Source organism: Bacteroides sp. An19 (assembly GCF_002160215.1).
GTDB classification, from domain to species: Bacteria; Bacteroidota; Bacteroidia; order Bacteroidales; family Bacteroidaceae; genus Phocaeicola; species Phocaeicola intestinalis.
Genome location: NZ_NFKD01000052.1, coordinates 1 through 14,983, shown reverse-complemented (window position 1 = coordinate 14,983; position 14,983 = coordinate 1). Strand labels below are relative to the sequence as shown.

Genomic DNA, 14,983 nt, shown 5'->3' with positions numbered 1-14,983 from the left:
CAGATTCCCGCAGATTATTTTCTTTTTTCACCACAGATGACACAAAATATCACAGAGGCCTTTAAAATTTTTATCTGCGAAAATCTGCGTTAATCTGCGTTTCATCCTCAGCACAAAACGGATGCAAAGGTAAAGGAAATTCATCAAACATAAACGGCTGGGAACACAAAGCATACGCATTTTTTGACATACATCAACAGCAAGGCACAACAAGCTCAAAACACCGGACGGTATGCACGCAACTCCTTGCGCAATGCCAGTGCACGCCCTTCCGTCATCCGGTCGAGCAACTCCCAGAAGCGGGGACCGTGATTCATCTCACGGGTGTGTGCCAGCTCGTGCAATACCACGTAATCCATCAGATGCGCCGGGAGCAGCATCAGGTAATACGACAGGCTGATATGACGTTCCGACGAGCAACTTCCCCACCGGGAGCGTGCCTTGGTAATCTTCACCGTCCGATACGACAATCCGTACCGTTCTGCCCAACATGCCACCAACGGAGGCAGATACTCTTCCGCCCGTTTCTTCAAGGCACGGGCTATGGCATTCCGCACCAACGTCTGTACCCGTTTGTCCGAAAAGTCAGTATCTTCGGGACAACAAATCTTTACTCCCTCTTCGGCGGAGCGCACGGTGAAATGCTTCAGCCGGCCGGGTTCGAGCCACAACCGGAAGCACTCCGCCTCCAGCCTATAATCCCAATCGAAAGGCTTGGGAGACACATCTGCCTTCAACTTCAGCAAGCGCTCACGGAAAGGGCGGATTACGTCGAGCAACGCTTTCACGCTCCGGAAAGGAGGCGTGGTGACATGCAGCCCGTCTTCTTTCATCCGCATCGTGACATTGCGCACCGTACGGCGGGTCACGATGAATATCTGCCCGAAATCGGCATCACTTACAATTTGTTTCTTAGCTATCATAACGGCAGCAAAGGTATAAAAAAATGAAGATATACTTACTTTGCCATTTCGCGCAAACTGTTTGGGAATCCCGAAGACGTACGTGCAGGGAACGGTGCTCTGCAAAAATTAGTAAAAATTAGATGCGTTTGCCCTGTTAGACGGGGAGAGAGATTTGGCAGGTTGGCAGAGATTCCCTATCTTTGCAAGACTTAACAAAATCGAACCGTATGATACAATCAATGACCGGATACGGCAAAGCGACCGTAACATTCGGAGACAAAAAAATAAACGTTGAAATCAAATCTCTCAACAGCAAGGCACTTGACCTGTCGACACGCATCGCCCCACTCTACCGCGAAAAGGAAATGGAAATACGCAACCGCATTGCCAAAACATTGGAACGGGGAAAAGTAGACTTTTCTATCTGGATAGAGAAAGATGCCGGCGAAACAGCTACACCCATCAATGCTGCACTGGTAGAAAACTATTACAAACAAATTTCTTCCATTGCCGAAACGTATCACATACCGGTACCTAACGACTGGTTTGCCACGCTATTGCGCATGCCCGACGTCCTGACACGGGTGGAAGTGCAGGAACTGACAGACGAAGAATGGGAAGCAGCCAGCCAAGCCATCGACGAAGCCCTGCAACACCTGACAGACTTCCGTAAACAGGAAGGAGCCGCACTGGAAAAGAAATTCATCGAGAAAGTGAACAACATCGAACGTCTCTTGCACACGCTGGAAAACTATGAAAAGGAACGGGTGAACAAAATACGCGAACGCATCACCGATGCACTGGAAAAGACGGTCAAAGTGGACTACGACAAGAACCGGCTGGAACAGGAACTGATATATTACATTGAAAAGCTGGACATCAACGAAGAAAAACAACGTCTGGCCAATCACCTGAACTATTTCCGTGAAACGCTTGCCGGCGGACACGGACAGGGCAAGAAACTGGGATTCATCGCCCAGGAAATGGGCCGCGAAATCAATACCACCGGAAGCAAGTCAAACCACGCACAGATGCAGAACATCGTAGTGCAGATGAAAGACGAGCTGGAACAAATCAAGGAACAAGTGTTGAACGTAATGTAAAAAGCAAGTTGACAAGGTAACAAGTTGACGAGTTGACAAGGCTTTAAATGCCATTAAGTAAAACTATTCAGAACCTTGTCAACTTGTCACCCTGTTACCTTGTCAACTAAAAAAGAATAAAAACATGAACGGAAAACTTATCATATTCTCAGCACCCTCAGGCTCGGGTAAATCGACCATTATCAACTACCTGCTGAAACAAGGCCTGAACCTGCAATTTTCCATCTCCGCTACCAGCCGCCCGCCACGCGGAACCGAACAGAACGGAGTGGAATACTTCTTTCTCACACCGGAAGAATTCAAACAGCGCATTGCCAACGGTGAATTCGTAGAATACGAAGAGGTATATCCCGACCGGTTCTATGGCACCTTGAAATCGCAAGTGGAAAAACAGCTTACCGAAGGCCAGAACATCATCTTCGATGTGGATGTGGTAGGAGGATGCAACATCAAGCAGTTCTACGGAGAACGTGCCTTGTCGGTATTCATCCAGCCTCCTTCAATAGACGAACTGCGCAAACGTCTGGAAGGACGTGGCACCGACTCACCCGAAACGATAGAAAGCCGGATAGCCAAAGCCAGTTTCGAACTAAGTTATGCACCCAAGTTCGACCTAGTCATCGTAAACGACAATCTGGAGGCAGCCAAAACCCAAGCCTTGGAAGCTATCCGGAAATTCTTGGCACAATAAAATAAATCTCTTTTACCACGGAAGAATTTAATGATTAAGAAGCTGTTTTAAATTTATCGCCCAAAGCACACACGAAAACGGATACATCAATTTTTGGAGAAATTCAAAACAGCTTCTTCTTAAGAGTTAAAAGACTTCCATGGTGAGTTTAAACTAAAGCTCAAACATTATGCCTAAAGACCCGAAAAAACTCCTGAGTATCCTAATGATTGTAGCTATTGTGATAGCATTGGCAGCTCTTGCCGTAGGCATCGTAGCTCTTGCCAAACAGCAGTACATCATTGCCGCAGCCATGCTTCTTGTAGCCGTATGGCAAGTAGTAAACTTTTTCAAATGGAAAAAACTCGTATAAAGACCGGACTGTTCGGAGGGACATTCAATCCCATTCATATCGGGCACCTGGCACTTGCCAATTATTTGTGCGAATATGAAGACCTGGATGAGGTATGGTTTCTGGTAACACCACAAAACCCATTCAAGAAAGGTGATCATCTGCTGGACGACTATATCCGGCTGGAAATGGTAGAAGCCGCCATAGCCGGATATCCACATTTCCGTGCTTCCGACTTCGAGTTCGGACTGCCTCGCCCGTCATATACGGTCGATACGCTACGACAACTTGCCAGAACTTATCCCGAACGGGACTTTATCCTCATCATCGGGGCAGACAACTGGGCTAAGTTTGCCCAGTGGCGTGCCCCCGAAGAAATCCTGCGCAACCACTCCATCAGAGTTTATCCCCGCCGTGGATACGACCTGACAATTCCTGCCTCGTACACACAAGTCAAGGCGGTAGAAACGCCCCTACTCGAAATCAGCTCCACCTTCATCCGTCAAGCACTTGCCGAAGGAAGGGATATCCGTTATTTCGTACATCCGGAAGTATACCGCATTATTCAAGAGAAACATCTGTATCAATCTTCTAACCAACCATAAACATATGAAAAAAGCAATATTGCCTATATGGATAATGGCGGCTCTCCTGATAGCCTCATCGCCAGCTGAAGCCAAAATATTCAAGAAGAAGGTAAAAAAAGCACAAACTGAAAAAGTAGAGAAACCGGCTCCTCAAAACGGACTGAAACCTTACAGCCAAGTCATCACCGACAAAGCCAGGAGCACACACGGATTTCTGACCGTACACAAGGTAGCTAACAATTATTTCATTGAAATCCCCGACTCCATGCTCGGGCGCGACATTCTGATAGTAAACCGCATCAGCAAAGCGCCTGCCTCGCGCCAGAAATCACGCGTGGGTTATCCGGGCGACATCATAGGAAGCAAGGTCGTACGTTTCGAGACTGGTACGGAAAACAACCTGCTGGTACGCGAAATATCCTATCGCGAACGTTCCGCAGACAAAGAAGGAATGTACCAGTCGGTACTAAACTCGAACATCCAGCCCATCGTGGCAAGCTTCAAGCTGGAAAGTGTACGCAAAGATTCGCTTCACCGAAGTTATGTATTCAACATCGGAACATACTTGAAGAAAGAAAACCCGCTCTTCACTTTTGAAAAAGGCGACAAAGACTATATCGGCTTGCAGGCTCTCAACGCCGAAGCTTCGTATGTAGACACGCTGAAAGCCTTCCCGCAAAACATCGAGATAAGCAATGTAATGACTTATAGCCGCAAAAAAGCCGAAGGAGCCGGTTTCCTGGAAACTGGAAGTTCGGACATTCCACTTACCTATGAACTGAACAGCTCATTGGTGCTCCTGCCCGAAACACCGATGAAATCACGCCTGTTCGATCCGCGTGTGGGATATTTCACCGTACGTTATACCGATTTCGACTCAAACCCACAAGGCATCGAATACAAACAACTCATCACGCGCTGGCGACTGGAACCGAAAGATGAAGCCGCTTATCTGCGCGGCGAACTGGTAGAGCCGAAGAAACCCATTGTCATTTACATCGACCCTGCCACACCGAAGAAATGGGTACCTTATCTGATACAAGGGGTAAACGACTGGCAGGTTGCATTCGAAAAAGCTGGATTCAAAAACGCCATCTATGCCCAAGAAGCCCCCACCGATGACCCTTCATGGAGTCTGGAAGATGCCCGCCATTCAGCCATCGTTTACAAACCTTCGGACATCCCTAATGCCAGCGGACCGCACATCAATGACCCGCGTACCGGAGAAATTCTGGAGACACACATCAATTGGTATCATAATGTTATGAGCCTCTTGCGCAACTGGTATATGATTCAGGCAGGAACCATTGATGAAGCTGCCCGGAAAATGCAGTTCGATGATGAACTGATGGGCCAACTCATCCGCTTTGTTTCTTCACACGAAGTAGGGCATACCCTCGGACTACGCCACAACTTCGGTTCTTCGCACACCGTTCCGGTAGAAAAACTCCGCGACAAGGCATGGGTGGAAGCTAACGGACATACACCTTCCATCATGGACTATGCACGCTTCAACTACGTAGCACAACCTGAAGACAGCATCACACGAAAGGGTATTTTTCCACGTATCGGTATATACGACAAATGGGCAATCGAATGGGGCTACCGCTGGCTTCCCCGGTTTAAGACTCCCGAAGAAGAAACAGATTACTCCAACAGCTCCATCATCGCCAAGCTGAACGAAGACATACGTTATACTTTTGGCACGGAATCAGACCCTAATGACCCTCGAAATCAAAGTGAAGACTTGGGAGACGACTCAATGCTGGCAAGTGCATACGGTATCAAAAATCTGAAACGGATTGTACCGCAAATAGAAAAATGGAGTCATGAACCCAATAAATCGTATGCCGGTGCCGCTGAAATCTATACACAAGTAATCAACCAGCTGGCACGCTATATGGGACACGTGGCAAAAAACGTGGCAGGAATCTATTCTACTCCCATCACCGTAGAACAGACCAATGCCGTAGCACGCGAGTTCGTACCTGCCGACATCCAACGGCGTGCCGTAGCTTTCCTTAACGAACAGCTCTTTACCACACCCACATGGCTTATCGACCGTGACTTGATAGCTAAAGCGCGCATCTTGCCTGTCAACGCTATCTGCTCGCTCCAATCAAATATCCTTACCCGTCTGCTCAACAAGAACACGTTCGACAAGATGAGCGAAAACGAAGCCTTGAACGGCAAACAGGCATACACCGCTTCGCAACTTTTCGCCGACCTGCACACGACTATTTGGAACAATCCGTCGCGTTCGGATATTTTCCGCCGGAATATGCAAAAAGCCTACATAAAAGATTTAATAGGACTTTTAGACAAAGCACAAGAAGAAGCAGCCGAAAAAGCGAACCGCCGCCTGAGTTACTCGGAATCTCCGGCTATTGCCCGCGGAGAACTTATCGCCTTGCAACGTATTGTGAAAAGCGCAGCCGCCCAAACGACCGGCATTGCCAAGAGTCATTACGAAAACCTGCAGGCACTGATAGAAGACGCGTTGTCGAATAAATGATTATCTACCATAAAGAGTCGGAGATACACAGAGGGAATAAGCCTAACCAGCGTTTCCCCAATAACCCTCTGTGCATCTCTGTAATGAAATCCATAATACGCGAAACAAGCTATGAACGAAGATGTAAAACCCAACTCACTTCAAGCCTGGATACTGGCTGCACGTCCCAAGACCCTGACGGCAGCATCCATCCCGGTGATGATAGGATGTGCCTTGGCAGAAGCACACGGACATTTTCAGGCTACTCCAGCCATTCTGTGTTTCTTGTTTGCCTTCCTGATGCAAATAGATGCCAACTTCATCAACGATTTATACGATTTTCTGAAAGGAAGCGACCGCGAAGACCGTCTTGGACCGGAACGTGCCTGTGCACAAGGCTGGATAACGCCTCAAAACATGAAGAAAGGCATCCTCCTCACCACTGCACTGGCAGCCCTGTGCGGACTTTGCCTGCTTTACTATAGCGGATGGGAGATGATTCCGGTGGGCATTGCCTGTCTGGTGTTCGCTTACCTCTATACCACCCTGGCCTACCACGGATGGGGCGATATACTGGTACTGGTGTTTTTTGGCTTCGTGCCTGTAGGATGCACATATTATGTAATGGCACACACGTGGAACGGCTCTGTCACCATCGCTTCACTAGCCTGTGGACTGGTGATAGACACCCTGCTGATGGTAAATAATTTCCGCGACCGCGAACAAGATGCCATCAGTGGCAAGCGTACGCTGGTAGTCCGCTTCGGAGCAAAAACAGGACTTATCGTCTATTTCCTATTGGGGCTGACAGCCTGCTGGCTTTGCTTTTATTTTGTTGGTCAAGGAAAACTATGGGCAAGCATCCTACCCGAGCTCTACCTGCTGATACACATCCTTACCACAGTCCGTATGGCACGCATCGGCAAAGGCAAGGCTCTGAACGCTATTTTAGGTGAAACTTCCCGCAACATGTTTTTCTTCGGCATCCTGCTCTCTGCCGGTTTGCTGCTCTGATTTTCAAGGCGTCGAAGTATAATTGGCAAGGTGACAAGTTTTTTGTTTCACTTACGACCCCAACACGAAGACACAGAGAAGAATAAAAAAACTCTCTGTGCCTCCGTATATCTGTGTTCAAAAATCAATCCTTCGAAATCAACACTACGGCATACGCCGAGATGCCTTCCTCACGACCGGTAAAGCCCAATTTCTCGGTTGTGGTCGCCTTGATGGACACATCATCCACATCAATGTTCATTACCTCTGCCAACACTTTCTGCATCTGTGGGATGTAGTTTTTCAGTTTCGGACGCTCGGCACATACCGTGGCATCGATATTCCCGATGCGATATCCTTTCGATGCTATGAGTCCAACAGTTTTCCGAAGCAACACTTTACTATCAATATTTTCAAATTCACTTGCCGAATCCGGGAAATGATACCCGATATCGCGCATATTGGCTGCTCCAAGCAAAGCATCACAAATGGCATGAATCAATACATCGGCATCTGAATGCCCCAACAAGCCCAAAGTATGCGGGACCAAAATTCCACCCAACCACAAGTCACGTCCTTCCACCAGACGGTGAACATCAAATCCGAATCCTGTACGTATCTTCATCGTATATTGAAATCTAATACTTTCCTGTCTTCCAAATATCCTTCCAAATGATTGCCTATCGCTACCGGTCCTACCCCGACTGGAGTACCTGTATAGAGCAAGTCGCCTATTTTCAACGTACAGAACCGGCTCACATAAGCAATAATCCGGTCGACCGTGAAAATCATATCACACGTGTTTCCCTGTTGCACCGTCTGTCCGTCAATATCAAGGTGAAAACGGATATTCTGAATTGTGGGGAATTGCTCCACCGGAACCCAATCGCCGATAGCCGCCGAATTGTCGAAACCTTTGCAAAGCTCCCACGGTTTACCTTCTGCACGAAACCGGTGTTGTAAATCGCGTGCCGTAAAATCAATGCCCACCGTTACGGCATCGTAATAACGGCAGGCAAAACGCTCGGCTATATTCTTTCCCAACCGGCAGATACGCACTACCAGTTCCGTCTCATAATCTACCTGCCGGCAAAAATCAGGAATAAAAAAAGGTTTGCTGTCTTTCAAAAGAGCCGAATCTGGCTTCATAAAGATGACCGGTTCTTCCGGCAAAGGTTCCGTGGCGTGCAGTTCTTTGCAATGCAACGGATAATTCATTCCTACTGCTATAATCTTCATACATATTTTTCTTTTCACCATAAATTACACAGATAAAAGAATAAAGACCGTATCTCTGCTTTTGCACTCCGGCTTAAAAATCTGTGCAATCTGTAGTGAGTTCAAGTATTCATCTCATTCAACCGATTAAACATCACCGCCAGATGAGCATACAACGATGTGTTCTGCACCACGATATGTTCGGGCACCCGGATACGGAAAGGAGTAAAGTTCCACACTGCCTTGATGCCCCCAGCCACCATCTTGTCGGTTATCTCCTGCGATATGGAAATAGGTACTGTCAGCACACCGATATTTACGAGGTCAATCTGCATACGTGCTTCAAACTCATCGGTATGATAAATAGGAATGCCGTTGATTTCGGTGCCCACCAAGTCAGGATTGATATCGAATGCTCCCACTATCTGCAAGCCGAAATGCACCAGACCCGAATCGCGCAACAAAGCACCACCCAGGCTTCCGACACCAAACAAATAAGCACGATGCAGATTGGTAAATCCCAAAAAGTCCTCCAACACCCGGACCAATACATCTATTTCATAACCTACCCTTGTACGTCCGGCAATGTCTACATACGAAAGGTCTTTCGCTATTTGCGACGCATCGATATTGATTTGTTTCGAAATCTGGGTAGACGAAACAAACCTTTCATTTTTCTCCCGCATCAGCTTCGCACACGAAAGATACCAAGGAAGCCGCCTCAAGGTAGGTTCCGGAACCTTGTCTGTATTTTTATGCGTACATATTGCCATCCAACTTCAGTTAATCGATTATTCTCTTTCCGCAAAAATAAGCGATTTATTTGTAAATATTACACGAATATTGAAAAATGTACTTAACTTTGGACACATTCTAAACCATCACACATGAAAAAGAACGATTGGAAAGACCGGCTGAACATTGTATACTCCACAAATCCTGATTTCAAGTACGAAGAAACAGGTGAAGAAGAGACACCTACCCTTGAGAAAAACCGGCAACCTTTGCGTGTCAACATCGAGCGGAAAGGAAGAGGAGGAAAAACCGTAACCGTAATCAAAGGATTCATCGGCACCGAAACCGACCTGAATGCTTTAGGCAAGCTTCTCAAGACAAAATGCGGAACAGGCGGTTCTGTAAAAGACGGAGAAATCTTGATACAAGGCGATATGAAACAACGCCTTATAGACATATTGCACACTGAAGGCTACACACAAACAAAATAAGAAACAGTTTCGAATTTCTACAAAAAGTTTTCTTGGTTTGACATGCGTTCAAGCATACCTTCTGATGAACATAAGTGAGTGGACCGTTTAACATAAGTAACCCGGGCGTTTCACATAAGTGAGTCGGTCGTATCACTTATGTTCGTTTGAGGGGGCCTTTGGAGTTTATGCCACTGGCACAGAAGAAGTAGGTTCTGTGCCATGAGTGTGCGATACGCATAAATAAAAAATAGCCCGATTTATACAATTCACAAACCGGACTATTCATTGTGTCTTTGTTTTCAAAAGTACACGTTCATCTCTACGTGCATCACTTCTTCGCCATCGGGCATTTCGGAGTCAAATTCAATCTTATTCTCACGCGCCAACCATCCGATAGCCGCATTCAGATCGCGGTCGGAAAGTTGTGTTTCTTTCTTCAACTCTTCATACTTCCAGGATCTGCCGCTACTGTTTATCGTGCGCCAGACAATGCCTGCATTTGTTCCAATTGTTGTTTTGTCCATAATACGAAATTTTAGCTGGTTCTAATTTAATTGCACACAAAGTTAAGGTTTCTTTGTGAAAAGCAATGTTCCTTTCATCAGAATTTTTGGTTAAAAAGCCATTACGTTCCTGACCGTCAACGTCCTGTTGACTGCAAATACTCACGCTTCTTCACTGCATATTGCGCATATGCTTCCACATATCGGTCGCGGCTTTGCTGGAAAAGAGTCTGCGCCTCCAACAAGTCGCTCATGGTGCAGGTACCGGCATGATAGTAGTCGGTCTGCAGACGAAGGTTCTCTGCCGACTGCCCGATACTCTCGATAGCTATACGTACTTGCTTATAGGCATCAGTCACGGCATTCCATGTGTTCTGCATGTTAATGACCAGCAGTTCGCTGCCGTTGCGCAGGTTGTTTTCCTCGGTACGCACCGCCAGCTTGCTGCGCTTCAGACTATGGCTGCCTTCCCACCAACCGCTCAGAGGCACGCTTACCGTAGCGAAGCCCACCCAGTAATTGCGGTCGCGGTCCAGCAGGTTATCATAAACAAATCCGCCGCCTATCGCTACCGTAGGCAATTGCTTGCCAAGCGTCATCTTCCGCTCAATGCGGCTTGCCTTCAGCTTTGCCTGCAACAAGTTGTATTCGGGAGTAAGGGCAAGCGACTCATCGGGACGACGGTAAAGCGCATCGGGCGGTTCGGGTAGCGAATCTGCCACAGCGAAGTCTACATCCACACTGTCACCCGGCGTACCGATGTATTGCGCCAACAGACGGCGCGACAGAGCGAGGCTGTTCTCCACATTGATGCGTGTGCTGCGCGTGTCGTTCTGCCTCAGCTGCACCTGAAGCAGGTCGTTACGGTTAGTCACACCTGCCTGCACGGCGGCATCCACATCCTTCAGAATTTCCGCCAGCTGCGCCTCCACCACGTGCAGCGTGCGGAGCTTCTCCTTCAGCATCGCCACCTGCCAGTAATATTGCTCGGCGGTGAGCTTCACTTCGTTCTCCGCCTGCCTGCCCAAGAGGCGGTATTTCTCCACGTTCACCTCAGAGAGTTTGTTGCCTTGCACAATCTGCCCTCCGGTAAAGAGGGGCATCGAAGCGGTAACGCCACCCACTAGACCATCCTTCATCAATCCCAACGACATACCGGGTCCCATCTCCATACCCAACAAATGGGTGGAGGACAGGAAGCCTCCGCCCGTAGCACTGATGCTGGGGAAATAGTTGGTGAACGCCTCCTTGCGCTGGTGCCGGGCGGAAGTGAGGTCGTTTTCGGCATTTTTCATACGGGCGTTGTTCTGCAAAGCACTTTCTATACATTCGTCCAGTGTGTAAACCTGCTGGGCGGCAAGCGGGGCAGCCATGCAGCCCCATACCCAAACCATCAAAAAGCATTTACTTGTATGTTTCATCTTTCAACGTTATTTCTGTTTAATGAATATCCGCATTTTACCCAATTGCCCTATAGGGGCGTATCGCATACGCCCTGAAAACATCCACGTGGATTAGTTGCGCATTCGGGCGTATGCGATATGCCTCTACAGGAGATGTTTACGGATATTCAATTTCTGTTTTGCATTCTATATATAATATAAGGTGTATCCGACCCCATACATGGGATATCATCAACACCCTAACAAGAGTATCACTGTTGCTCCAAGGCATCCCATTTTTCACGTTTCTTGCTGCTGCCCCGGAAAGTAAGCAGGTACAAGCACGGCAAGACAGTAAGAATGAACAACATCGTGATGAGTGTACCGTAACAAATGACCGTACCCATCGGCATCCATAGACTCGACTTGCCCAGTATCATCGGGATAACACCCATCGAGGCGGCAGCCGACGTGAGGAAGATAGGACGCATACGCCGCAGGGCGGAATGATAGATAGCTTCGCTGGCAGTCATGTGTTCCGTAACGCGCAACTCTTCGGCATAGTCTATCATGATAATGCCGTTGCGCACAATGATACCCATGAGGCTCACCACGCCTAGAATAGCAGTGATGCTGAAGTCTACACTTTGAATCCATACACCGAAAGCAGTACCGAAGACACAGAGTGTCATGCTGCCGAAAATAAGCAAGGCAATGCTGATCTTGCGGAAGTGAGTCAGAAGGATGAAAAAGATGATGGCAACTGCCAACATCAGTCCGCCCATGATTTGCGGCATCATCTCACCAGTTTTCTCCATCTCACCGCCGTAGCTGACCGTCACCCCCTCAGACAGTTCGACACCTTTCATCATCTCCTGCACCCTGGCAGTCATTTTCAGGGCATTTTCTCCGACAGCCAAGTCAGCCTGCACGGTAGCGGTGTAGATTCCGTTGCGACGCACTACCTGTCCCTCCTTCCACGTGGGCACCACATCGGCTACCTGCCGCAAAGGCACATCAGCAAGTCCGGCAGCAACAAGTATCAGTTCGTCCTTCACCTCAACAGGCAAGGCACGATCCGCCTTCTCGCTTTTCAGCTTGACGGGAATGCCGTAATCGCCCTCCCATACATTAGCTATCGCCAACCCGTCTCCATAACGCATGGCAAGGGTAGACTCCAGCCCCAGATTGGTCACGCCTAAGCGGGTTGCCTCGTCTTCTTTCAGATTGATGGCAATGGCAGGCAACGGCTCGTTGAAATCGGTCTGCACAAGGATAAGTCCCGGCATCCGCTTTAGGACTTCGAGCACGGTCTGCGCATCTTGCTTCACCATACTCAAATCTTCACCGCTAAGACGCACCTCGATGGGATAGACAGCCTCGCTATAGCTTAATTGCTTGAAACGCACGCGGGCACCGGGAAAGTATTCGGTGTACCTCGGTGTGTATTCCGCCAAAAGTGCCTCGGTGTCCTTCACACCGGTAGTGTTTACGATGAACTGTGCATAGTTGGTGCCAGGTATTTGGGGTGCGTATGCCGTCTGGAAACGGGGCGAGGCGCATCCTTTGAAAGAGGCGATACTGACCACACGCGGATCTTGGCTCAAGATGTGTTCCATGCTGTCCGCCACCTGTGCCGTCACATCCACATCCGTACCTGTAGGGAGGTATATCTCCACGGCAAACTGGTTGCGGTCTGCCACAGGCAGGATACGTTGGGGCAAACCAGCCAACATCACAGAACCCACCACGATAGAAACCACGCCGACAGCCACCGTTATCTTGGGATGAGCGAAGCACTTGCCGAACAGCCAGTTGTAATGTTTCTGCAAGAGGTCGAGGAAGTTGAACGGCTTCTTGCCGTCTTTATTCACCTTTACTCCCATAGGCTTGCGGATAAACCAGAACTGCATGAAAGGCACAAGTAGCGTAGCCACGAGCAACGACACGCCCAACACGATGGAAACCGCCCACGGGAAACTCAGCACGAACTCGTTCAGCATACCCGTCAACGTAAACAGAAACGGGAAGAACGTGATGCTGATGGCGAGCGTAGCGGAGAAAATGGACTTGAGGAAGTGCATGGTACTGTAGATGGAAGCATGCCAGCGTGACATCCCTTCGCCCAGCTTCTCCAAGTAGCTGTCGATGATGACAATGGAGTTATCCACAATCATACCCAACGTGACTATCAACGCAGCCAACGTCACGGTATTCAACTCGATACCGAAAGCATAAAACAGCCCCAACGATATAAATATGGTAATCGGGATGGTAGATGCAGCCACCAATGCCACACGCAAGGGCAACAGGAGCATCACCACGATGACCACCGCCACGATGGCAATGATGAGTTCGTGCAGGAAGTTCGACACACTGTCGCCCACCACCTTCGGCTGGTCGGTGATGCGGAAAATACTGACATCCGCCGGCAATTCCTGTTGAAACTCGTCCAGCACCTTATTGATTTCATCGCCCATTGCCACGATGTTCTGCCCCTTCTTCATCTCGACGGAGAGCAGGAGGCACTTACGGCCGTTGTTGGTGATGTAGCTGTCTGGGGCGGGATATTCGCGCACCACCCGTGCCACGTCTTTCAGCCGCACGGTGTTGCCCTGCGGATCGGTATAGACTATTTGTTCCTGCACATCGCGTACGGTATTGAGTGAGCGGCTGACGTAGATAGGCTCTACCATGCTGCCATCCTTCACACGCCCGCCGCTGGTGGTGAAACCTTTCTGCATCAGACCAAGGGCAAGCGTCTGTTCGTTCAGCCCGTACTTCGAAAGACGGTCGTGGTCAAGATAAACCGATATCTGTTCGTTCTGCATCCCGCTCACCGTCATGCGTCCTACGGAGTTGATGCGGCGCAGGCGACCTTGCAGCAGGTCCATATAGTCATCCAGTTCGCGATAGGTCTTGTCTTCGCTCTCCATCGTAATCAGCAGGGCGGAAGTATCGCCGAAATCGTCTTGCACCACCAGTGCCAGCACGTTGCCGGGCAGTTGTGCCTTGAACTGCGACACGCCATGCTTGAACTTGCTCCAGAACTCGTCTTTGTTCGTCAGGTCATCGTTCAGCTCCACTTGTATGTAAACAATGCCGTCGCGGCTTTTCGAAAAAGTTTTCTCCTTTTTTACTTCCTTGTAAGTGAAAATGTATTCTTCCAGCGGTTTGGTAACCTGCTCCACCATCTCCTGCGCCGTATTTCCGGGAGCCACAGCTACCACGACTCCCTGCCGCACGGTAAAGTCGGGAAACTCATTCTTACGCATTTCGGGCAAACTGTATACACCGAATGCCACCAGACAGGTCACTACAAGAATAACAATCTGCCGGTAGTGCATCGCCCATTCCACAAAGTTACGTTTCTTCTTTTCCATAAGTCTCTTATATTAAGAAGCTGTTTTGAATTTCTCTAAAAAATTTTTCTTGGCTTGATGTATCCTTTTTCGTGTGTGCTTTGGGCGATTTTTTGGTCCTTTCCGCTCCTGTTCTTCGTCAGATAGCCCGCTATCTTCCTCATCACAGAAGCGAAAATGCCTCAAAAACTCATCCCAAATCATCG

Annotated in this window: 14 protein-coding genes; 7 read left to right on the top strand and 7 right to left on the bottom strand. The window is 48.6% G+C overall.

From position 1 onward, the window contains the following. Positions 1-215: 215 nt before the first annotated feature. Positions 216-920, bottom strand: a complete 705-nt coding sequence (locus tag B5F25_RS15885; RefSeq protein WP_087211547.1) for a SprT family zinc-dependent metalloprotease — start codon at positions 918-920, stop codon at positions 216-218. 212 nt (positions 921-1,132) lie between these two features. Here B5F25_RS15885 and B5F25_RS15880 point away from each other — a divergent pair, with 212 nt between their 5' ends. The 6 genes from B5F25_RS15880 (at position 1,133) to menA (ending at position 7,125) form a co-directional block, all read left to right on the top strand. Next, a complete protein-coding gene (locus B5F25_RS15880) occupies positions 1,133-2,008 on the top strand; it encodes a YicC/YloC family endoribonuclease (protein WP_087250674.1) in 876 nt (291 codons plus the stop codon). Between the two features lie 124 nt (positions 2,009-2,132). Next, positions 2,133-2,699, top strand: coding sequence for a guanylate kinase (gene gmk / locus B5F25_RS15875; protein WP_087250672.1), 567 nt, complete (start codon positions 2,133-2,135; stop codon positions 2,697-2,699). Positions 2,700-2,868: 169 nt separating this feature from the next. Further along, entirely contained in the window at positions 2,869-3,051 is a 183-nt protein-coding gene (locus B5F25_RS15870) for a hypothetical protein (RefSeq protein ID WP_022039801.1), read from the top strand. Next, positions 3,033-3,635, top strand: a complete 603-nt coding sequence (gene nadD, locus B5F25_RS15865; protein WP_022039800.1) for a nicotinate-nucleotide adenylyltransferase — start codon at positions 3,033-3,035, stop codon at positions 3,633-3,635. The genes B5F25_RS15870 and nadD overlap by 19 nt, the downstream gene beginning before the upstream one ends. Before the next feature lie 4 nt (positions 3,636-3,639). Beyond that, complete coding sequence (locus B5F25_RS15860; protein WP_087250670.1) at positions 3,640-6,132, top strand: zinc-dependent metalloprotease; 2,493 nt, start codon at positions 3,640-3,642, stop codon at positions 6,130-6,132. A 111-nt stretch (positions 6,133-6,243) separates the two neighbouring features. Beyond that, the gene (gene menA / locus B5F25_RS15855) at positions 6,244-7,125 is read left to right on the top strand and encodes a 1,4-dihydroxy-2-naphthoate octaprenyltransferase (protein ID WP_022039798.1); all 882 of its coding nucleotides are present in this window, start codon (positions 6,244-6,246) and stop codon (positions 7,123-7,125) included. Between the two features lie 124 nt (positions 7,126-7,249). On the opposite strand, the gene ispF is transcribed toward menA, so the two are convergent. From ispF to B5F25_RS15840, 3 genes are all read right to left on the bottom strand, one after another. Next, positions 7,250-7,729 carry a 2-C-methyl-D-erythritol 2,4-cyclodiphosphate synthase gene (gene ispF, locus B5F25_RS15850; protein WP_022039797.1) on the bottom strand — a complete coding sequence of 160 codons (480 nt, stop codon included), beginning with the start codon at positions 7,727-7,729 and terminating at the stop codon, positions 7,250-7,252. After that, positions 7,726-8,343, bottom strand: coding sequence for a fumarylacetoacetate hydrolase family protein (locus B5F25_RS15845; RefSeq protein WP_022039796.1), 618 nt, complete (start codon positions 8,341-8,343; stop codon positions 7,726-7,728). The genes ispF and B5F25_RS15845 overlap by 4 nt, the downstream gene beginning before the upstream one ends. A gap of 101 nt (positions 8,344-8,444) precedes the next feature. Beyond that, positions 8,445-9,095 carry a redox-sensing transcriptional repressor Rex gene (locus B5F25_RS15840; protein ID WP_087211531.1) on the bottom strand — a complete coding sequence of 217 codons (651 nt, stop codon included), beginning with the start codon at positions 9,093-9,095 and terminating at the stop codon, positions 8,445-8,447. Between the two features lie 114 nt (positions 9,096-9,209). Here B5F25_RS15840 and B5F25_RS15835 point away from each other — a divergent pair, with 114 nt between their 5' ends. Further along, positions 9,210-9,548: a translation initiation factor gene (locus tag B5F25_RS15835; RefSeq protein ID WP_022039794.1), complete on the top strand. Its 339-nt coding sequence runs from the start codon at positions 9,210-9,212 to the stop codon at positions 9,546-9,548. Positions 9,549-9,829: 281 nt separating this feature from the next. Here B5F25_RS15835 and B5F25_RS15830 read toward each other — a convergent pair whose 3' ends face one another. From B5F25_RS15830 to B5F25_RS15820, 3 genes are all read right to left on the bottom strand, one after another. Next, positions 9,830-10,054, bottom strand: a complete 225-nt coding sequence (locus B5F25_RS15830; RefSeq protein ID WP_022039793.1) for a winged helix-turn-helix domain-containing protein — start codon at positions 10,052-10,054, stop codon at positions 9,830-9,832. Positions 10,055-10,170: 116 nt separating this feature from the next. Beyond that, positions 10,171-11,454: a TolC family protein gene (locus B5F25_RS15825; protein WP_087250668.1), complete on the bottom strand. Its 1,284-nt coding sequence runs from the start codon at positions 11,452-11,454 to the stop codon at positions 10,171-10,173. A gap of 233 nt (positions 11,455-11,687) precedes the next feature. After that, positions 11,688-14,798 carry an efflux RND transporter permease subunit gene (locus B5F25_RS15820; RefSeq protein ID WP_087250666.1) on the bottom strand — a complete coding sequence of 1,037 codons (3,111 nt, stop codon included), beginning with the start codon at positions 14,796-14,798 and terminating at the stop codon, positions 11,688-11,690. Positions 14,799-14,983: the final 185 nt, after the last annotated feature.

Bases quoted from the DNA above. Each gene is read 5' to 3' on its own strand.
- ispF (WP_022039797.1), bottom strand. From the start codon at position 7,729: ATGAAGATACGTACAGGATTCGGATTTGATGTTCACCGTCTGGTGGAA.
- nadD (WP_022039800.1), top strand. From the start codon at position 3,033: ATGGAAAAAACTCGTATAAAGACCGGACTGTTCGGAGGGACATTCAAT.
- B5F25_RS15845 (WP_022039796.1), bottom strand. From the start codon at position 8,343: ATGAAGATTATAGCAGTAGGAATGAATTATCCGTTGCATTGCAAAGAA.
- B5F25_RS15830 (WP_022039793.1), bottom strand. From the start codon at position 10,054: ATGGACAAAACAACAATTGGAACAAATGCAGGCATTGTCTGGCGCACG.
- B5F25_RS15825 (WP_087250668.1), bottom strand. From the start codon at position 11,454: ATGAAACATACAAGTAAATGCTTTTTGATGGTTTGGGTATGGGGCTGC.
- B5F25_RS15820 (WP_087250666.1), bottom strand. From the start codon at position 14,798: ATGGAAAAGAAGAAACGTAACTTTGTGGAATGGGCGATGCACTACCGG.
- B5F25_RS15860 (WP_087250670.1), top strand. From the start codon at position 3,640: ATGAAAAAAGCAATATTGCCTATATGGATAATGGCGGCTCTCCTGATA.
- B5F25_RS15870 (WP_022039801.1), top strand. From the start codon at position 2,869: ATGCCTAAAGACCCGAAAAAACTCCTGAGTATCCTAATGATTGTAGCT.
- gmk (WP_087250672.1), top strand. From the start codon at position 2,133: ATGAACGGAAAACTTATCATATTCTCAGCACCCTCAGGCTCGGGTAAA.
- B5F25_RS15880 (WP_087250674.1), top strand. From the start codon at position 1,133: ATGATACAATCAATGACCGGATACGGCAAAGCGACCGTAACATTCGGA.
- B5F25_RS15835 (WP_022039794.1), top strand. From the start codon at position 9,210: ATGAAAAAGAACGATTGGAAAGACCGGCTGAACATTGTATACTCCACA.
- B5F25_RS15840 (WP_087211531.1), bottom strand. From the start codon at position 9,095: ATGGCAATATGTACGCATAAAAATACAGACAAGGTTCCGGAACCTACC.
- menA (WP_022039798.1), top strand. From the start codon at position 6,244: ATGAACGAAGATGTAAAACCCAACTCACTTCAAGCCTGGATACTGGCT.